This window comes from Streptococcus uberis (assembly GCF_900475595.1).
Taxonomy (GTDB): Bacteria; Bacillota; Bacilli; order Lactobacillales; family Streptococcaceae; genus Streptococcus; species Streptococcus uberis.
The window spans coordinates 1,309,182-1,329,606 of record NZ_LS483397.1; the positions used below are offsets into that span (position 1 = coordinate 1,309,182).

General features: G+C 36.5%; 20 protein-coding genes. 3 read left to right on the forward strand and 17 right to left on the reverse strand.

Features of this window, described 5'->3' with window-relative positions; genetic code table 11:
- Positions 1 to 22 precede the first annotated feature (22 nt).
- The 15 genes from DQM95_RS06780 to DQM95_RS06850 form a co-directional block, all read right to left on the reverse strand.
- Positions 23 to 1,876: a heavy metal translocating P-type ATPase gene (locus DQM95_RS06780; RefSeq protein ID WP_037591793.1), complete on the reverse strand. Its 1,854-nt coding sequence runs from the start codon at positions 1,874 to 1,876 to the stop codon at positions 23 to 25.
- 204 nt (positions 1,877 to 2,080) lie between these two features.
- On the reverse strand, positions 2,081 to 2,356 hold the full coding sequence (locus tag DQM95_RS06785) for an HU family DNA-binding protein (protein WP_012658741.1): 276 nt from the start codon (positions 2,354 to 2,356) through the stop codon (positions 2,081 to 2,083).
- A 98-nt stretch (positions 2,357 to 2,454) separates the two neighbouring features.
- The gene (locus tag DQM95_RS06790) at positions 2,455 to 3,042 is read right to left on the reverse strand and encodes a YpmS family protein (protein WP_012658742.1); all 588 of its coding nucleotides are present in this window, start codon (positions 3,040 to 3,042) and stop codon (positions 2,455 to 2,457) included.
- Entirely contained in the window at positions 3,020 to 3,862 is an 843-nt protein-coding gene (locus tag DQM95_RS06795; RefSeq protein ID WP_037591791.1) for an SGNH/GDSL hydrolase family protein, read from the reverse strand. Before DQM95_RS06795 ends, DQM95_RS06790 begins: the two co-directional genes overlap by 23 nt.
- Positions 3,855 to 4,694 (reverse strand): DegV family protein, encoded by an 840-nt coding sequence (locus DQM95_RS06800; protein ID WP_037592483.1) that lies wholly within the window; start codon positions 4,692 to 4,694, stop codon positions 3,855 to 3,857. The genes DQM95_RS06795 and DQM95_RS06800 overlap by 8 nt, the downstream gene beginning before the upstream one ends.
- A gap of 98 nt (positions 4,695 to 4,792) precedes the next feature.
- A complete protein-coding gene (recN, locus tag DQM95_RS06805) occupies positions 4,793 to 6,454 on the reverse strand; it encodes a DNA repair protein RecN (RefSeq protein ID WP_037591790.1) in 1,662 nt (553 codons plus the stop codon).
- A 16-nt stretch (positions 6,455 to 6,470) separates the two neighbouring features.
- Positions 6,471 to 6,941, reverse strand: coding sequence for an arginine repressor (locus tag DQM95_RS06810; RefSeq protein ID WP_012658746.1), 471 nt, complete (start codon positions 6,939 to 6,941; stop codon positions 6,471 to 6,473).
- Positions 6,928 to 7,755 carry a TlyA family RNA methyltransferase gene (locus DQM95_RS06815; protein ID WP_037591789.1) on the reverse strand — a complete coding sequence of 276 codons (828 nt, stop codon included), beginning with the start codon at positions 7,753 to 7,755 and terminating at the stop codon, positions 6,928 to 6,930. The genes DQM95_RS06810 and DQM95_RS06815 overlap by 14 nt, the downstream gene beginning before the upstream one ends.
- Positions 7,748 to 8,617, reverse strand: coding sequence for a polyprenyl synthetase family protein (locus DQM95_RS06820; RefSeq protein WP_037591788.1), 870 nt, complete (start codon positions 8,615 to 8,617; stop codon positions 7,748 to 7,750). The genes DQM95_RS06815 and DQM95_RS06820 overlap by 8 nt, the downstream gene beginning before the upstream one ends.
- Complete coding sequence (locus tag DQM95_RS06825) at positions 8,617 to 8,832, reverse strand: exodeoxyribonuclease VII small subunit (protein ID WP_012658749.1); 216 nt, start codon at positions 8,830 to 8,832, stop codon at positions 8,617 to 8,619. Before DQM95_RS06825 ends, DQM95_RS06820 begins: the two co-directional genes overlap by 1 nt.
- Complete coding sequence (xseA, locus tag DQM95_RS06830) at positions 8,822 to 10,150, reverse strand: exodeoxyribonuclease VII large subunit (protein WP_012658750.1); 1,329 nt, start codon at positions 10,148 to 10,150, stop codon at positions 8,822 to 8,824. The genes DQM95_RS06825 and xseA overlap by 11 nt, the downstream gene beginning before the upstream one ends.
- A 141-nt stretch (positions 10,151 to 10,291) precedes the next feature.
- Entirely contained in the window at positions 10,292 to 11,146 is an 855-nt protein-coding gene (locus DQM95_RS06835) for a bifunctional methylenetetrahydrofolate dehydrogenase/methenyltetrahydrofolate cyclohydrolase (protein WP_037591785.1), read from the reverse strand.
- A 103-nt stretch (positions 11,147 to 11,249) separates the two neighbouring features.
- Entirely contained in the window at positions 11,250 to 11,984 is a 735-nt protein-coding gene (locus tag DQM95_RS06840) for an amino acid ABC transporter ATP-binding protein (RefSeq protein WP_012658752.1), read from the reverse strand.
- Positions 11,981 to 12,670, reverse strand: a complete 690-nt coding sequence (locus tag DQM95_RS06845; RefSeq protein ID WP_012658753.1) for an amino acid ABC transporter permease — start codon at positions 12,668 to 12,670, stop codon at positions 11,981 to 11,983. Before DQM95_RS06845 ends, DQM95_RS06840 begins: the two co-directional genes overlap by 4 nt.
- Before the next feature lie 126 nt (positions 12,671 to 12,796).
- The gene (locus tag DQM95_RS06850) at positions 12,797 to 13,027 is read right to left on the reverse strand and encodes a DUF1797 family protein (RefSeq protein WP_012658754.1); all 231 of its coding nucleotides are present in this window, start codon (positions 13,025 to 13,027) and stop codon (positions 12,797 to 12,799) included.
- Positions 13,028 to 13,281: 254 nt separating this feature from the next.
- On the opposite strand from DQM95_RS06850, the gene DQM95_RS06855 reads away from it, so the two are divergent.
- The 3 genes from DQM95_RS06855 to DQM95_RS06865 all read left to right on the forward strand — a co-directional run bounded on the left by DQM95_RS06855 (position 13,282) and on the right by DQM95_RS06865 (position 16,504).
- Positions 13,282 to 15,552, forward strand: coding sequence for an ATP-dependent Clp protease ATP-binding subunit (locus DQM95_RS06855; protein WP_046391474.1), 2,271 nt, complete (start codon positions 13,282 to 13,284; stop codon positions 15,550 to 15,552).
- Between the two features lie 133 nt (positions 15,553 to 15,685).
- On the forward strand, positions 15,686 to 16,141 hold the full coding sequence (locus tag DQM95_RS06860; RefSeq protein WP_037591783.1) for an NUDIX hydrolase: 456 nt from the start codon (positions 15,686 to 15,688) through the stop codon (positions 16,139 to 16,141).
- Between the two features lie 51 nt (positions 16,142 to 16,192).
- Complete coding sequence (locus DQM95_RS06865) at positions 16,193 to 16,504, forward strand: DUF1827 family protein (protein ID WP_037591782.1); 312 nt, start codon at positions 16,193 to 16,195, stop codon at positions 16,502 to 16,504.
- Positions 16,505 to 16,606: 102 nt separating this feature from the next.
- On the opposite strand, the gene ileS is transcribed toward DQM95_RS06865, so the two are convergent.
- Both ileS and DQM95_RS06875 read right to left on the reverse strand, forming a co-directional pair.
- Entirely contained in the window at positions 16,607 to 19,402 is a 2,796-nt protein-coding gene (gene ileS, locus DQM95_RS06870; RefSeq protein ID WP_037591781.1) for an isoleucine--tRNA ligase, read from the reverse strand.
- A gap of 252 nt (positions 19,403 to 19,654) precedes the next feature.
- A complete protein-coding gene (locus DQM95_RS06875) occupies positions 19,655 to 20,419 on the reverse strand; it encodes a DivIVA domain-containing protein (RefSeq protein WP_037591780.1) in 765 nt (254 codons plus the stop codon).
- Between the last annotated feature and the right edge of the window lie 6 nt (positions 20,420 to 20,425).

The following is a 20,425-nucleotide window of genomic DNA, read 5'->3' on the forward strand; positions in this document are numbered from 1 at the left end:
GGTACTTTATCAAGTTACTAAACTATTTAAAAGATAGTAAGCGCAAGCCATTTAGAATAACCAAAATGGTTGAACCTTCATGACCAACAACTCCAAGTGGCAGATTAACAACTTGTAAAACATTGGCTAATATGAGTAGTGTAATCACTGAGAGTGCAAAAATAATATTTTGTTTCACAATAGTCTTCATTTTTTTAGACAATTTAATTGAAAATGGGATACGAGTCAAATCATCCATAATCACACTATCAGCACTTTCCATAGCTATATCTGTACCAGAACCAATAGCATAAGAAACATCAGCTTGTGCCAAAGCTGGAGCATCATTAATGCCATCTCCAACCATAGCCACAAAACCATATTTTTCTTTTATTTCAGCAAGGCGTTCTACTTTATCCTGAGGCATACAGTTAGCCACTACATCGTCGATGCCTAATTTTTCAGCAACATAGAGTGCTGTTTTTTCTTGGTCTCCTGTTAACATGACCGTTTTTATGCCTAATTCGTGTAACTGTTTAATAGCTTGTAAGGATTCCTTTTTGATATCATCCAATAAGGCATAATAGGCTACTAAGTCTGATCCTCTGCTTACAAAAATCAGTGTTTTACCTTGACCTTCGAGTCTAGCAATTTCTTCTTCTAAGTGGTCAACATGATCAACAACTTCTAAAATAAAGGATTTCTTTCCAATACGCCATTCTTGACCTAGGTAGTGTAAAACAAAACCTTTTCCTGAAATTTCTTCAGCTTGATCAATAAGAAGACGATCAATAGAGCCTGTATGGTCAAGTAAGGCTTTTGAGATTGGATGGGTTGAAGCTTCCTCGGCAGTTTTAACAATAGCATCAACTAATTCTTTTTCAGCAATGTAGTGAGTATCGACAACTGATGGTTTTCCTTGCGTTAATGTACCTGTTTTATCCATGACTACCGCTTTTATATCACCCATATTGTCAATGATGTCACCACCTTTGATGACTAAGCCCTTTCTGGCAGCTCGGCTAATCGCAGATAAGCTAGCTGGTGTAGATGAAGCAATCAAAGCACACGGCGATGCTACTGTCAGTAGAATCATTCCCCGGTAAAAAGCAGACAACCAAGTCCAACCCAGAACAAAATGACAGAAAATAATGAAGGCTGGTACTAATAGTAAGACAAACTTGACATAGTTATCTTCCAAATTTTCGATAAAAGTAGCCGTCTTGCTTTTTTGTGTTTGTGCAGATTCTACTAAGTTAACGATTTTGGCAAATAAGGTATCTTCATTTTCAACGGTAACAAGCATTTCAATGGTTTGACCTTCATTGATTGTTCCTCCAATTAGGGCATCTTTTTTAACTTTGTCAACGGTTATTGGTTCACCTGTAACCATGGATTCGTCAAATTGACCAAAATCACTTAATAATTCACCATCAATTGGAACTGCTTCACCTTTTCTGACGTGCAGTTTGTCACCAATTTTAAGCTCCTTAGTTTCCACTTCAACAATATTACCGTCTTCTTGAATCTTACGAGCTGTGTCAGGCGTTAAATTCATCAGCGCAGCAATGGCATTTTTACTTTTTTCCATTGCCATTTCTTCTAGTGTGTTAGAAAGTGAAAAAATAAAAATAAGTAAGGCACCTTCTAACCAATAACCTATTATACCTGCTCCTACAGCAGCAAGAATCATGAGAACATCAACTGAAAGATGTTTATTAATAAACAGATCTTCCAGACCTGCTTTAGCTGATTCATAACCTCCAATAAGAAAGGCTAATATGAAACAGACAGATGCTAAACTAGCATGTGATGATAATAATGGTAACCCAATTAAAATTAAAAGTAAACATGTTAACGTCTCTAAGATGTGAAGATGTTCTTTTATCCAAGTCACTGAAATATCCCCCCAGTTAGAATTTTTTCTAACAATTTAATTCATCTTAATTATAACTATTCTAAATAAAAAAGTCAAGTAATTTAGAATAATTCTAAATAAACTTAACCAGATAAGGAATATCTCTTTTTGTCATCTAAAAATGGAAGGCAAAAAAAACCTACTAGTCAAGCTCAAATGCCCGACTAGTAGGTTCTTTATACATTATTTAACGGCGTCTTTAAGTGCTTTACCAGCTTTGAATGCTGGAACTTTTGATGCAGCGATTTTAATTTCTGCACCTGTTTGAGGGTTACGACCTTTACGAGCTGCGCGTTCGCGAACTTCGAAGTTACCAAAACCGATTAATTGAACTTTTTCACCTTTTGAAAGGAATCCTTCAATTGCAGAGAATACTGCATCAACAGCTGCTGCTGAATCTTTTTTAGTAAGTTCAGTTGCTTCTGCAACTTTTGCGATTAAATCTTGTTTGTTAGCCATTTAACAAATCCTCCAAATTATTTATAAGCAATATGCTTTAACAGTTACAATAATAACTAAAAAAAGCTTATAGGTCAAGTATTTAACGTTATTTGTAGCTATTTCTTAAAAATTTCAAAACTTATTTTATCATTGACAAGATCAATCTTTTTTGCTTTTAAAAAAATGCCCGCTTCATTATCTATTCGATCTAATCTAATAAGCAGTGATGATTCCTTCGAATTAATTGAGACAAATGATGGCAGCTTGTAACTTGACTTAATATAGCGCAGAACCTCAGCTTCAGGTAAAGGTAAAGTCCCTGCAGAGATTGAGGTCACGCGCAATTGGATATTTCCATTTGCAAGAGCAATTGGCTGAAAATAAACGTATAAAGGCACTTCATATCCTAATAAATAATAGTTTCCCTCAAAAATGATAGACGTTCTTGATGCATAAATTTGATAGCTTAAGTTTTGTTTCTCTTCCTTCTTTAAGTATCGAGCAACACTGTCATTTAAGGATTTTCGACTTGTCGTAAAGTGTCCCACTAAGACACTATGCTGATTTTTGCTTAATAATTTTTGAGACTCCGGTTCCCTAACTTGAATGACTCGACTTGCAATAACACAAACAAAAGCTAGGTTTAATGCTAATAAAATGAGGAAAGACCATTTCCACCAGTTAATTGTTCGTTTTTTTCTCATATTTTTTTAGTGTCTCCAATACAGTGTCTGACATAATTTGATAGCCGATATGATTTGGATGAAAATGATCACCAGAAAACAAGGCATCATTTAAGACCTTTTTCTGATTACCATCTGATTGAACGACACCATCTTTTCCATCAATTCCTTTATATAAACGATCATTGATTGGAACAAAATGGACGTTTGAATAATCAGAGATCACAGCTTTTGTCATCTCATTCCAATCATCAATAATAGATTGCATCTCTTTGATCTGTGGAAAATTCAGAAAGAATGGATTATATAAACCCAATATATAGATTTTAACCCTCTTATTTCCTTTTTTGGCTAAAGAAATCATCTCTCTTAAATGATTTTGATAGTCTTTTGAGGCCTCTAGGAAACTTGACTCATCTAATGTCGATAAATTTTGTCTGACTACAGCCATGATATCATTTCCACCTACAGTGACTGTGATTAAATCTGCACTTTTTAAGGCCTTTTTCAGGTTAGGGTCATCCTTCATGCGATCAAGAATTTGTTGACTCGTATTACCAGCTACCCCAAAATTAGACGCTGTGACTTGTATATTAAAATGACTTTCAATATCTTGAGCCAATAAGGGAACAAACCCACCTTGATTGCTTTCATCGCCAATGCCTTCAGTTAAAGAATCTCCTATTGCTAGATAGTTCAAAGAGCTTTGACTTTGTTTAAAAAAATCACTATCCTTTAACTGAGAGTCTTTTTTAGGAATGACAAGATTGAATAGACCGAAAAAAAGAAGAAAGAAAAGAAGAAAAAGCCCAATCTGACCTATAATGCCTTTCTTATTCATAACGAATCATAACCGCAAATGCGCCTTCACCAGTATGCGTTTGAATGATTGACCCAGTTTCAAGGATAGTTATTTCTCCATTATAATAGGATCTGATTTTTTCTGCCAATTGATTTGCCAAATCCTTTTCACCAGAGTAAGAAATGGCAAGCTCAGCAATTTTTTGATGACTAGTCTCTTTAAAATAAGCATCAAGCCATTTAAAGAATGTCTTATTTCCTCTTCCTTTAGCTATCGGTTTTAACTCATCCTCTGTGAGCTCCATCAATAATCGAATGTTTAATAAACTTGTGATAGCACCAGCAACTCGACCAATTCGTCCCCCTTTGACAAGATTTTCAAGGGTTGAAACTCCTATAAATAACTTTGTTTTAGATTTGACGTCATTGATTTTTTCGAGTATCTCATCACACGACGCACCTTCTTGAGCCATTTTTGCTGCCTGGACAACTTGAAATTTAAGGGCTTGATCTGTAAAAGTAGAATCGACGACATGGACAGAAACTCCAGCGATTTCCGCACCCTGTCTTGATGCTTCAATTGTCCCTGATAAAATGGGTGTTAAGTGGATTGCAATAATATCAGTGACACCTTTTTTCACCAATTCCTCATAATAATCTGCAAATAGGCCAACTGGAGGTTGACTGGTTTTAGGCAAATCTTTCGTCGCCTTCATTAACTTTAAAAATTGGCCTTCTTCTTTTAAATCATTATCTGAATAGAGTTTACCGTCAACCATCACAGAAAGCGGTACTACAGTGATATCATATTTTTCAATGTATTCTTTTTCAATTGTAATTGAGGAATCAGTAACAATTTGTATTTTTCCCATAACATGTTCCATTCTATGACTTCTTTATCACTTTATTTTAACATTGATTGAATCAGAAAGCAAAATATGCAAAGAAAAAAAGATAAATGAATTACCTTTTAATCTTTTCTTAACAAGTCACGTGCTTGTGTCCGTGCAGTATCCGTAACATCATTTCCAGCAATCATTTTTGCTATTTCTTCAACCCGTTCCTCATCCGTTAATAAGCGAACGGTTGAGATTGTTGTTTCTTCCTTACTTTCTTTCGATATAAAGTACTGATAATCGGCAATGGCGATGACCTGTGGGAGGTGAGATATGGCCAAGACTTGACTATTGTGACCAATTTTGTAAATTTTTTGAGCAATGGCTTGAGCAACCCTACCAGAAACACCTGTATCTACTTCGTCAAAAACAATACTTGTCTTATCTTCTTTTCTCGAAATAGCTGACTTGATGGCTAACATTAGACGTGACAATTCTCCACCTGATGCGACTTTAACAAGAGGTTTAAAACCTTCCCCAGGATTGGTTGAAATGTAAAATTCAATAGTCTCATTGCCACTTTGACTAAACTTAGCCTTGGAAAACACCACTCTAAAAGCAGCTTTTTCCATATATAGTTCTTTCAATTCCTGTTGGATGATTGTCTCTAGAGCACTTGCCAACTGATGTCTTTCAAGACTTAGTTCTTCAGAAACTGTGATTAACTCTTTCTCCAGCTTCTTCAAATCAATTTCCAAGGTATTTGTAGAGGATTCATTACCTGTTAGTAATTTGTATTCTTTTTCGATATTACTGTAATAATCTAAGACATCATCAACACTACCTCCATATTTGCGCGTCAAACTGTAGATGACGTCTAATCTCTTTTCAATATCAAAGAGTCGACTAGCATCAAAGTCAAGATCTTCAAGAACGACGGATAATTCCTTGTTGACGTCCTCCAAAATGTAATAAGCATCAGTTAATGATGAAGCTAAGGTCTTATAGTTTGGATCAAAATCCTCTATGCTTAATAAGTCATTCATAGCAGAGCGCAGATTTGCAAGGCTTGAAAAATCATCATTATCTAACATAGTAGAAGCATTGGATAAGGTATCCACAATATGTTTGTGGTTCAGTAAGCGATCCCGTTCCTGATTCAATGCTTGATCTTCACCTTTTTGTAAATCAACCGCTTCTATTTCAGCTAATTGAAAAGCTAGCATTTCAATTCGTTCTCTATGTTCTTGCTCATTTTTTTGCTTTTCAATCACACGTTTTCGAATAAGCTTGTAATCGTTAAAAAGTGATTGATAACGCCTTTTTAAAGATTGAAATGCGTCATTTCCAAAGGCATCTAAAATAGATTGATGGTGAGAGGCTCTCATCAACTCTTCCTGGTCATGTTGACCATGAATATCAACGAGATAATGGCCAACTTCTTTCAAGGTACTTAAAGTTACCATTTGACCATTAATGCGACTAACGCTACGCCCATTAGCAAAGATATCACGACGAATAACCAAGTCATCTGAAACGTCAATGCCATTCTTTTCTAAGATGCTTTTGATTTCATTTTTTCGATCAAGTGAAAAGAAACCTTCAATTTCAGCCTTCTCTGTACCATGTCTAATGACATCTGTACTGGCTCTTGCACCTAGCATCATATTCATAGCGTCTATGATGATAGATTTTCCCGCTCCAGTTTCTCCAGTTAGAACAGTCATACCATTCTCGAAATTTAAGGATATTTCTTCAATAATGGCAAAATTCTTTATCGAAATTTCTAATAACATCCCTGTCCCCAATCTATTAGGATTTAGTAGCCATCCATTCAGCCACTGCTTCTCGAATGAGATCTGTATCTGCTTCAGTGTGTGTAATGATGAAGATACTGTCATCATCAGCTATAATACTAAAAATGTTTTCTGAAAAATCATCTAGTAAGTGACGCTTAATAACCATTGCATTTCCAGGAACCACTTTTAAATAGATATGGTTACGCAACTGCTCATGCTTAGGTGAAAGATGTAAAATGGTACTCTTAATGGATAGGGGTCTCTGATTTAACTTTTTGCCACTATCCTGTGATAATCCATAAATATATGGACCTGAACCTGATGGGATCTTAACAATACCTATTTCATTCATATCACGTGAAATAGTTGCTTGTGTTAATTCCAATCCTTGCTCTCTTAAAAGAGCCAATAGTTCGTGCTGCGTTTCAATATCATGAGATAAAACAATTTTTTTAATTAAGTCTAGTCGTTCACTTTTCTTCATGCTTATCAAATTCCTTATGTGCTTTTTCTACGAGTTCTTCTATTTGCCTATCCTCCACTTGTTGACTTGGAGTCTTCTTAACTAGGTACATTAAAAATTCTATATTGCCATGACCACCTTGAATAGGAGAAAAATCTAGGCCTTGAACCTCAAATCCAAAATTATTGGCAAAATGAGTCACTTCTTTAATCACTTTTTGATGAACTTGCTTGTCTTTGACAATCCCATTTTTTCCCACAAAATCTCTTCCTGCTTCAAATTGAGGCTTGATTAAAGCAACAACTTCACCCTGATCCTGAAGAATCTTATGTAATGCTGGTAGAATCAAGTTCAAGGAAATAAAGGAAACATCAATGCTTGCAAACTCAGGCCTACCCTTATCAAAATCTGCTAGTTGGGCATACCTAAAATTATATTGTTCCATGCTTTGAACCCGTTGATCTTGTCTGAGTTTCCAAACCAGTTGATTGGTTCCGACGTCAACCGCATATACGAGCTTAGCCCCTGATTGCAACATGACATCTGTAAAACCACCCGTTGAAGCACCGATGTCAATAGCGACTTTGTCTTCAACAGAAAGATTAAAAACTTTCAATGCCTTCTCGAGTTTGAGGCCACCTCGACTAACATATTTTAATTTTTCACCCTTAACTTTAAGTTCGATAGTATCGTCTATTTTTTCACCTGGCTTGTCAAAACGTTCACCATTTAGGACAGAAATGACCAATCCTGCCATGACACCACGCTTTGCCTGTTCACGTGTTTCAAACAAGCCTTGTCTATGCGCTAATACATCCACTCTTTCCTTAGGCATCTAATCTTAACCTTTCTATCAATGACAGTATCTTTTGTGGGGCAAAGGCAATTTCATCAGAAAGTTTTCGCAAAATAGCCTCAGCTTGATCAAGTGACTCGTCTAATATCTGGTATGATTCATTCAAGCCAAGTAAGTGAGGATAGGTCATTTTTTCAGCCATCACATCCTTTTTGGGTGTTTTTCCAATTTCCTCAAAATTAGCCGTAATATCTAAAATGTCGTCCCTCACTTGGAAAGCAAGGCCAATGATCATGCCAATTTCTAAAAATGTAGCGAGGAGCTTCTCATCCAATTGAGCTACTCGCGCTGCTGCCCAAAAGGGATAGGCTAGCAATTGACCTGTTTTATGACGGTGAATTAACTGCAAATTTTTAAAATTGAGCTTTTTCCCCTCTGCTGCCATATCCAACATTTGCCCACCAACCATACCAAAAGTACCTGAAGCTGATGATAAAGACCTGACAAGATCAACAGTGACATCAGTTGGAAAATCAGTTTCTGCTAGCATTCCAAAAGCATCCAAAAAGAGACTATCTCCAGCAAGAATGGCCGTTGCCTCATCAAACTTTTTATGATTCGTTAATTGCCCTCTTCGATAATCGTCATTATCCATAGCTGGCAAATCATCATGAATAAGACTTCCAGTATGTATCATTTCAAGAGCTGCTGCAGCTTTAAAGTGACTTTCTGTTAGAGGAATTTGCAAAGCCTCAATAACTTCCAAAAACAAGATGGGTCTAATACGTTTTCCACCTGCATTGATAGAATAAAGAACTGCTTCATTCAACTTTTCTGAAATAACAGCTTTCTCACAATAAAAGGCATGAATCGTCTGGTCAATTTTCTTTAACTTATCCATCAGTCTTCAATCTCTATTTCGCTACCATCAGCTTGCATGACTTTTACCAATGTCTTTTCAGCATTTTGTAACGTTTTTTGCAAGTCTTTTGACAAAATCATACCTTTTTGAAATTCAGCAATTGCCTCTTCTAAAGGCACTTCACCACTTTCTAACTTTGAAACGATCGTTTCTAATTCCTGTAAACGTTCTTCAAATGTTTTTTTAGTTGCCATTTTTCACCTCTACTTCTATTTGTCCATCACGCATTTCAATGGCCAACAAATCACCAGTTGAAACGTCTTTGACGGACGAAATTATCTTATCTTCTTGTCTTACAATACTATAACCACGCGCAACTATTCGCTTTGTATCCAATGTTAAAAGTGCATCTTGTGCCTTTTCAAAGCGTGTCCTTAACTGATCAAATTGTTTTTGCATGTCAACATTTAGCCACTGATTTAAGGTCATCAGCCGTTCTTGGTAGCGATTAATTGTTGATAATAAATTCATGGTTTGCAAGCGATGACTGACAGTCATTTCTGCCTGTCTACTATCTGAGAGTTTACTCTTGATACTGTTTAATAAACTATTATGCAATCGGTCTATTTTTTGGAGATAGGCATCATATAAACGCTCAGGTTGCCTAAAAATAACCGATTGACCCAAGACCATGACCTGATCCCGTTTTTGGTGAAGCAACCTCAAAGTCGCCTGGTAAGATCTATTTTGTCGTTCACTAATCCACGAAATAATATCAGCTTTTGTAACTGGAGTTGCCAATTCTGCTGCAGCTGTGGGTGTTGCTGCTCTGCGATCAGCTACAAAATCCGATAAAGTAACATCAGTCTCGTGGCCAACACTTGAAATAATGGGTAATTGTGATGCGAAAATGGCATGAACCACAATTTCCTCATTGAAGGCCCATAAATCTTCAATGGAACCTCCACCACGTCCGACAATTAATAAATCCAAATCTTCTCTTTGATTGGCTTTCGAAATATTGGCTACGATTTCTTCTGCAGCCCCTTCGCCTTGAACTTTTGTTGGAAAGAGTAAAATCTCAACTCCAGGAAAGCGACGAGAAATGGTTGTAATGATATCTCGAATGACAGCACCACTTGGACTAGTTATGACACCGACTTTCTGAACAAACTGTGGCAAATCTTGTTTATGCTTATCGTCAAAGAAACCTTCGTTAGTTAACTTTTTCTTCAATTGTTCGAATTGGATGGCAAGTGCTCCAATACCATCTGGTACTGCTTCCTCAATAATAATAGAATATGACCCTGAGGGTTCATATATCTGAACTCTACCAATGACATTTATTTTCATGCCTTCTTCCAAATCAAAAGCTAATCTTTTATAGGCACTTGCCCACATAGTTGCCTGAATAACAGCATTTTCATCTTTTAAAGAGAAATATTGATGATTGGGACGTTTTCGAAAATTCGAGACTTGACCTGTCAAATAAACGCGTTCTAAGTAAGGATCTCGGTCAAATTTCATTTTAAGATACTTGGTAAGATGCGATACACTTAAATAGTCTGACATTTTTCCTCCTTTCCATTTCAAGTCGTATATACACGATATTTACAAATGCAATTATATCATTTTTCTAGCTAAATAGTCAGTAACAAGACGAAAAAAGGGCCTTTATAGGCCCCTTAGATTACAATCTGCGTTTAATTTTCATTATGAACTGACACTTCTGAGTGCTGATTGATAGGTTTGTTCCAATAACATCGTGATAGTCATTGGTCCTACACCACCTGGTACAGGAGTAATATAACTTGCTTTACGTGATACTTCCTCAAAAGCAACATCACCAATCAGTTTACCATTGTCATCTCGATTCATTCCCACATCAATGACAACAGCCCCATCTTTGACATATTCTTCTGTTACAAAATGACCTTGCCCAATGGCAACTATTAAGACATCAGCTTCGCTGCTTATTTTTGATAAGTTTCGAGTTCTTGAATGTGTTAAAGTAACCGTAGCATTTTTATCCAAGAGTAATTGTGCCATCGGTTTACCAACAATATTCGAACGTCCAATAATAACAGCATGCTTTCCTTCCAAATCAATTTGATACTCACTAAGCATTTCCATAATTCCTGCTGGTGTACAAGGAACCATAATAGGGCGACCAGACCAAAGATGCCCTGTATTCATAGGGTGGAAACCATCAACATCTTTATGGGGATCAATTTCTAAAATAATGCGCTTTTCATTAATATGTGTAGGAAGGGGAAGTTGAACTAAAATCCCATGGATACTCTCATCTTTATTATAACGATGGATGATTTGAATTAATTCTTCCTGACAAATAGATTCTGATAGTCGAATGGTTTCACTTTTAAAGCCTGCGGCAATAGCTGAGCGTTCTTTGTTTCTAACATAAACTTGACTTGCTGGGTTGTCTCCAACCAGTATCACCACAAGACCTGGTACAATACCAAATTCTTGTTTCAAATCCTCAACCTTTTTAGCCAATTGAGATTGCATTTTTTGAGCTAAAGCTTTTCCATCAATAATTTGTGTCATGCAAGGATTCCTTTTCAAATGTAATTGCATATTATTATATCAAAAAAAAGAAGGAAAATAACCTTCTTTTGATTTTAGAGTGATATCAACTGATTATTCTAATTTATAGAACCTTACTCAAAAAATCTTTTGTCCGGCTTTCTTGAGGGTTTTCAAATAAGTTTTTTGGAGAACCTTCTTCAACAATTACCCCTCCATCCATAAAAATGACACGGTCAGCAACTTCTTTTGCAAATCCCATTTCATGCGTAACAATAGCCATTGTCATTCCAGATCTAGCTAAATCTTGCATTACAGTCAAGACCTCACCTACCATCTCAGGATCTAATGCTGATGTTGGTTCATCAAATAGTAAGACATCTGGATCCATTGCTAAACCACGGGCAATAGCAATCCTTTGTTGCTGCCCCCCTGAAAGACTTGCTGGATAAGCATTTGCTTTTTCCAGTAAACCGACTTTTTCCAATAGTTCATAAGCTTTTTGCTCTGCTTCACTTGTCGATAATCCTTTTGTTTTGATTGGGGATAAGGTGATATTTTCTAATACCGTCATATTTGGAAACAGGTTAAACTGTTGAAAGACCATTCCCATTTTTTCTCGCATTTTAAAAATATCATTTTTCTTATCTGTAATGTCTATTCCTTCAAAGGTAATGCGTCCCTTGGTCGGTTCTTCAAGAAGATTCATACTTCTAAGCAGTGTTGATTTTCCTGATCCAGAGGGACCAATAATGACTAATACTTCGCCTTGTTCGATCCTTAAATCAATCCCTTTTAAAACCTCATTTTTCCCAAAGTATTTATGGAGGTTTTCAATATGAATTAGTGTATCACTCATGCTTTTTTAACTCCTTGTCCCATCTTGTTTTCTAAAATCGTTAATAAATAGGATAAAACCGTTGTCACCATCAAATAGTAAAATGCCGCAAATAACAATGGTGTAATTGGTAAATAGGTTGACGTTACTACTGTTTGAGCCCCATTCCACAACTCCATGACACCGATAGTTTGTAAAAGTGCACTATCTTTGATGATTGTAATAAATTCATTTCCTAAAGCAGGTAAAATGTTTTTAAAGGCTTGTGGCAAAATAACATAACGCATTGCATTTTTCGGTCTAATTCCTAACGAATATGCCGCTTCAAGTTGTCCTTTTGGAACAGCTTCAATTCCAGCACGTACAATTTCAGAAATATAGGCTCCACTATTTAATGAAATGATAATAATACCTGGCAATAACCTTGAAAAATCTAAATCCAAAACACCAAAATTGACAGTTGGCATATTATTAAAATGCATCCATGCAAATGCAATCATAATCTGTACAACCATTGGAGTGCCACGAAAAATCCAAACATAAAAATTGGCTAACCACTTCAAGGGAGTAAATGAACTACGCTTGACAAAAGTGATCAAAACCCCAATAATCGTGCCAAAAAAAACGACACAGGCAGAAATCATTATTGTGACTATGACACCATAGTTGAAATAAGCCCAATATTCAGGCAAAAAAGAAAAATTCATTCTATCATCCTACAATCTAATTTTTTAAAATAATAGAAATAATTATAACATCTTATGAATAAAAATACAACGTTTTTTGACATAAAAAAAAGCTTACCCAAGTAAGCTCAATCTTAGTCTATTTTCTTAGTATAATAAATCGTAAATTTCCATTGCAATTAAATCAATACTATCAAATGAATATGATTCACGTGCTTCTACATCGCGCAAGGTAAAGACTGGTCCATTTTCAGGATCATTTGCAAAAGAAACTTCCGCAACGACAACACCCTCACGTTCAAAATTTCTTTTTAAGTTGCCACCATCGTTGACCATCAATTCTAAACGATTGATGATTCTCACTAAATGTGATTCCATTTCCGTTCTCCTATTCGTTTATTATCCCTATTATTTTAACATAAAAATAACTAAACAAACACTAAAATAACTATTTTTCTTGAATTTTATGCCCTTTTTCAATCGAAAATACAATTATCACTCTAAGTCACTAAGTGCTAAAATTCTGAACTTTTTACTTGATTTCCTTTTTGGAGGTGCTATAATATGAGTATAAAGTTTGACCATTTTTGACTAAATGTTTTGACTTTTATTCTGACCTTTGGAGGTATATTATGCTTTGTCAAAATTGTAAATTAAATGAAGCAACTATTCATCTATATACGAATGTGAATGGAAAACAAAGACAGGTAGATCTTTGTCAAAATTGTTATCAAATCATGAAAACAGATACTAATAATCCTATCCTAGGTGGTCAAAATGGGAAACCACAACAAGATTCGATAAATCCATTCTTTGATGACTTTTTTGGTGATCTCAACAATTTCAGGGCATTTGGTCAATTGCCTAACACGCCACCAACTCAATCTGGAGGCGGACAAGGTAATGGGGGACACCGTGGAGGATACAACGGGTCCCAGGCTCAAGCTGCTCAAACGCAAAAACCAAATGGCCTTTTAGAAGAATTCGGTATCAATGTAACTGATATTGCCAGAAGAGGTGATATTGATCCTGTTATCGGACGCGATGATGAGATTGTTCGCGTCATTGAAATTCTAAATCGACGGACTAAAAATAACCCTGTCCTTATTGGGGAACCTGGTGTTGGTAAAACTGCAGTTGTGGAGGGTTTAGCTCAAAAAATTGTAGATGGGGATGTTCCACATAAATTACAACACAAACAAGTCATTCGATTAGATGTAGTCAGTTTAGTTCAAGGAACTGGCATTCGTGGTCAGTTCGAAGAACGCATGCAAAAACTAATGGAAGAAATCCGAAATCGCCAAGATGTCATTTTATTTATTGACGAAATTCATGAGATTGTCGGTGCTGGTAGTGCAGGCGATGGCAATATGGATGCTGGTAACATTTTAAAACCTGCCCTTGCTCGTGGAGAATTACAACTGGTTGGTGCAACGACGTTGAATGAATATCGGATCATTGAAAAAGATGCAGCACTCGAAAGACGTATGCAGCCAGTTAAAGTTGATGAACCTTCAGTTGAGGAAACCATCACTATTTTAAAAGGGATTCAAAGCAAATATGAAGATTACCATCATGTGAAATACAGTCAAGATGCTATCGAAGCTGCTGCTCACCTTTCTAATAGGTATATTCAGGATCGTTTCCTTCCCGATAAAGCCATTGATTTGCTCGACGAAGCCGGTTCTAAAATGAACTTGACATTAAACTTTGTTGATCCCAAAGAGATTGATAAGAGATTAGTCGAAGCTGAAAACTTAAAAGCGCAAGCCACTAGGGATGAAGATTTTGAACGCGCAGCTTACTTCAGAGACCAAATTGCAAAATACAAAGAATTGCAAAAACAAAAGGTAGACGACGAAGACACGCCTATTATCACAGAAAAAACAATTGAAGCCATTGTTGAACAAAAAACCAATATTCCAGTTGGCGATTTAAAGGAAAAAGAACAATCCCAATTGGTCAACTTATCAGATGATCTTAAAGCGCATGTCATCGGTCAAGATGATGCGGTTGAAAAGATTGCAAAAGCTATTCGACGTAATCGTGTCGGACTTGGTAGCCCTAATCGTCCTATTGGTTCTTTCCTTTTCGTTGGACCGACTGGTGTTGGTAAAACAGAGCTTTCTAAGCAATTGGCTATTGAACTTTTTGGATCTGCTGATAATATGATTCGATTTGACATGTCGGAATACATGGAAAAACATGCTGTTGCTAAATTGGTAGGAGCGCCTCCAGGATATGTTGGTTATGAGGAAGCTGGTCAGCTGACAGAAAAAGTTAGACGGAACCCATACTCACTTATACTTCTGGATGAAGTTGAGAAGGCTCATCCTGATGTGATGCATATGTTCTTACAAGTTTTGGATGATGGTCGCTTAACGGATGGACAAGGTCGAACTGTGAGCTTTAAGGACACTATTATCATCATGACTTCAAATGCGGGAACAGGACGCGTTGAAGCTTCAGTTGGTTTTGGTGCAGCGCGTGAAGGACGTACAAACTCTGTTTTAGGCGAATTAAGTAACTACTTTAGTCCAGAATTTATGAACCGTTTTGATGGTATCATTGAATTCCAACCATTAAGTAAAGAAAACTTACTCCACATTGTAGATTTAATGTTGGAAGATGTTAATGCTCGCTTATCTCATAACAATATTCATCTTGAAGTAACAGCTAAGGTTAAAGAAAAATTGGTTGATCTTGGCTATGACCCTAAAATGGGGGCCCGTCCTCTAAGAAGGACCATTCAAGAGCATATCGAAGATGCTATTACAGATTTCTACTTAGAAAATCCAACAGAAAAAAATCTCAAAGCTATGATGTCAAGTAATGGGAATATTCTTATTAAAGCCATTAAAGCGAAATCAAGTGAAGAACTGCTTGATATGCCAGTTAAATAAATGCAAAAAAGAGCACCAAATCAGGTGTTCTTTTTGAAATGAAAGGGTATTTTTAGTGATTTTTTTGAAAAAAAGGAACTTAATTAAGATTTATTAGTGATTTTTTAGTATAATAATTTAAAGGAGGGAGCTTATGACAGTTCCAGTTTTCGGAGATAAAATAGATAATCAATCTTATCAAACACGATATGGTGTCTATGCCATTGTTCCAAATTCAAATCAGGATCAAGTTATCTTAGTCCAGGCACCAAATGGAGCTTGGTTCTTACCTGGTGGTGAAATTGAAAATGGAGAAAACCATCATACAGCTCTCGAACGTGAATTAAAGGAAGAGTTAGGATTTAAAGCAGACTTGGGTAACTACCTGGGACAGGCTGATGATTATTTCTACTCTCGCCATCGAGACACCCACTTTTATAATCCAGCATTTTTTTACCATGTAAAATCCTATCAACGGTTAGGAAATCCTCTCGAAGATTTTAATCATTTGGAATGGTTTCCAGTAAAAGATGCTATTGAACGCTTAAAAAGAGGCAGTCATAAGTGGGCTGTTGAACAATGGTTGAATCAGCATAAAAATCTTACATAAGATGATAGAGTAATATCCTTTTGATTTCAATTTTACTCTTGGAGGAAAATTATGAGACTCATAAATACAACTAGTAGCCACCCTGAGCTTGTTCAGAACCAATTGCGCAACACTGATGCCCAATTGGTTGAAGTTTATTCAGCAGGAAACACAGATGTCGTTTTCACAAAAGCTCCGACACATTATGAATTGCTTATTTCCAATAAATACAGAGCAATTAAAGAAGAAGAATTAGAGGTGATACGCTCCTTCTTCCTAAAACGAAAAATTAATCCAGAAAAAATTGTTGCTGGTAAATCAAAAACCTTACATACCAATAATTTGATTGAAATTTCCTTTCAAATTAAACCTGAAAAAATATAGTTGCTGAGATTTCAAAACACTTCAAAATTGAAGTGTTTTTTTTAATTAAAAAAAGATTGAAGACACTGTCCCAAAATGGGAACCTCTTCAATCTTTTTGTCATTAGTTACTTTCAAATCCTTGAGCAACAGCTTCAGGGAAATTTTCTTCGATAATTTTAGCACTTGCGTCACATACAAAAGCGCCATAAGAACGCATTCTCGTTGTAGGATCAACGCGACGAGAGCGTTCGCAAACTTCTCCTACCGCATGGTCAACAGTAAAGGCGACATTTTCGAATGAGATAGCATTTGTTGGTGCATCAGCAAAATCGGCAATGGTTAATTGCGAAACAATCATTAAGAGTGCAATATCTGAATCGAGGGCAGTTAGTAATGTTTTGACTTCATCACTAGCATAGATTGTCAGATGAGCCTCAAGTGATTTACCAATAACTTTTTCATTTCTGGCTTCTTCTAATGCTTTTTGAGCTTGTGTGCGTAATGTCATGAAAGCATCCCAGGCAGAAAGAATGTCTTCTTCGCCTTCAAAAATTTCTGCGACAGGCATTTCTGTCAATTGAACAAATTCTTCCTCTTCAAATTCTAAATAAGACCAAATTTCTTCAGCAGTGTGAGGTAAAATTGGTGTTAATAATTTAGTAATCTTCACAAGAATATCATAAAATACTGTTTGCATGCGACGACGCGCTAAGCTATTAGCCGCTTCAATATAGACCACGTCTTTCGCAAAATCAAGATAGAAGGCAGACAAATCAATAGTAACAAAATTAACAACTGCTTTATAGATAGCCATAAAGTCATAGTTTTCATAAGAGATGTTAAAGACTTCTACTAACTTGTTAAATTTAATCGTTAAGTATTTATCAACTGGAGCCAACTCTTCATAGGCTACTCTATTTGTATTTGGATTAAAGTCAGATGTATTTGCAATCAAGAACCGTAAGGTATTTCTGATTTTACGGTAGGTTTCAGAAACTTGACCCAAAATGTCCATTGAAACGCGAACATCATTATCTGTATCAACGGATGTTACCCAAAGACGTAAAATTTCAGCACCATATTGTTTCGCAACATCATTTGGTGAAATAATATTGCCTTTTGATTTAGACATTTTTTCACCTTTACCATCGAGGACAAAACCTTGTGATAAAACTGCTTTATAAGGTGCATGACCATTTACGGCAACTGATGTGATGAGGGATGAATTAAACCATCCACGGTATTGGTCAGAACCTTCTAGGTATAAATCTGCTGGATATGATAGTTGTTCACGAGCGTTCATGACTCCATTCCAAGAAGATCCAGAGTCAAACCAAACATCCATGATGTCTGTTTCTTTTGTAAATTCACCATTTGGTGAACCTGGGTGACTAAAGCCTTCTGGGAGCAATTCTTTGGCTTCTTTTTTCCACCAGATAATGGAGCCTTCTTTTTCAAAAAGATTAGCCACATGGTCAGTAACTTCTTTTGTCATAATAGCTGTGCCATCTTCTGCATAGAAAATTGGAAGAGGTACTCCCCAAGCACGCTGACGTGAAATAACCCAGTCGCCACGGTCACGAATCATATTGTATAGACGTGTTTTACCCCATGATGGGTGGAAGGTTGTCTTTTCAATCTCATCCAAGATTTCTTGTCGGAAATCTGATACAGATGCAAACCATTGTGGAACTGCGCGCCAAATTATTGGTTTTTTAGTTCTCCAGTCAAATGGATAGGAGTGGTTAATAACTTCTTTTGCCAGTAAGAGGTCACCAAGTTTTTCAATAACAGTTGGTAAAACTTTATCATAAAATTGACCTTGGAAATCTGGACCAGCATTTTCCATCATCATACCGCGCTCATCTACAGTAACGGCTACTTCCAGTTTGTATTTCGTTCCAACATTATAGTCATCTTCACCAAATCCTGGAGCAGTATGGACAATCCCTGTACCTGAATCTAGAGTAACATGATCACCAAGGATAACTAATTCGTCAACATCACTATCCCATGGATGTTCCGTAACAATATACTCAAGCTCTGAACCTTTATGATGGGATAGAATTTCAAAATCTGTCCAAGCAAATTTAGGGGCTAAACTATCTAATAAGCCTCCTGCAACAAGATATTTCTTGCTAGTTGAGGCTGGTTGGACAAGGACGTAGTCCATGTCTGGACCTACTGTCAACCCACGCGAAGCTGTGACAGTAAATGGTGTTGTTGTCCAAACGACAATATATGAATCTGTATCTAAAATGCCTTTGCCGTCTTTGACTTTATTGGCATAATAAAGAGAAGTTGAATCAATATCATGGTATTCAATCTCTGCTTCTGCTAATGCTGACTCGGAAGACCATGACCAATAAACTGGTTTGGCACCGCGATAAATATAGCCTTTATCTGCCATTGCCCCAAATACACGAACTTGGTCAGCCTCATAAGCAGGGTCTAGGGTTACATAAGGATTGTCCCAGTCTGCTGAAACTCCTAGTCGTTTAAAGTCTTGGCGTTGCTTATCCACTTGGCTAAGGGCATAGTCACGACACATTTCCAAATATTCTGCCAAGTCCATTTCTTTGCGTTTAATGCCTTTTTTAGCTAAAACTTGTTCAATTGGAAGACCATGTGTATCCCATCCTGGTACATATGGCGCATTATATCCTGACATAGACTTGGCTCTAACAATGATATCTTTAGAAATTTTATTCAAAGCATGACCAACGTGGATATTTCCGTTGGCATAGGGAGGACCATCGTGAAGGTGAAATGATGGTTTTCCTTCATTGAGTTTTTGACGTTTTTGGTAGATTTGAGCTTCATCCCAAGCTGCTTGCCATAATGGCTCTTTGTTGGGAAGTCCAGCTCGCATTGGAAAAGCTGTTTTTCCTAGATTTAATGTCTCTTTTAATTTCATGCCAATCTCCTTTTAGTTACATGCGTAAAATAAAAAAGCCCCGTCTCAAAAAGGACGAAAGCTCGTGGTACCACCTTTGTTTAGAATAATAATCACTATTATTCCCTCTTCGTCCGTAAGGTGGACTAACCTTCTAACTTAATGAATCGTTTCAGTTAGAATGCTAGAAAATGATAATATATCATCCCAGGGAATGTAGGCCTCTCATCATCACCTACTTGCTGTATTTATAGAATGACTATTGTGTTTTTCTTATTTTTCAATATTTAATTTAAATGTTTGTGTTTCGTTGAGGTTAATCTCAGGCTGGTCAAAATCAGATGAATCTTTTTCTGCATTAGCAGCGTCTAATTCTTTATTACCTTGATCTACACGGCGTTGCAATTCTTCCATTTCTTCAGGTGTGAATTGTCGTGTAGCATCAAATGAAGCACTATCATCAGCCTCTGGAATATCTTCATTTAAAACTTCCTTAACGACTTCTTTAAATGCAGCATCAGAATTTTGAAGGTAAACAGCTGTTGGTTGCAATAACTCATCCCATTCTGAGGAATTAGCTAAGCTTAATTGTGATTCAATGGCTGAAATAAGACGCTGATGGAAAACACGTGATTGACGTTTCAATTCTTCTGTTTCAATGGCAACTCGTTTAGCTTCATCCGTTGCATCACGAAGCATTTGATTAGCTTTAGCTTTAGATTCGTCTAATAAATGTTGGGCATCATAGTTAGCTTTACTTACTAGATTACTTGCTTCAGCATTAGCAGATGCTTTTACTTTTTCAGCAGTCTCCTGAGCCAAAATAACAGATTGACTAAGTGATTCTTTCATTTCGTCAAAGTAAGATAATTTTTCTTCGAGTGTTTTAATTTTTGACTCTTGCTCACGCGTCTTCTTCACTAAAGCTTCATAGTCTTCAACGACGATATCTAAAAATTCATTAACTTCTTCTTCGCTATAACCGCGCAATTTCGTTTTAAACGTCTTATCTTTAATTTCAAGTGCTGTTAGTGCCATTTTATC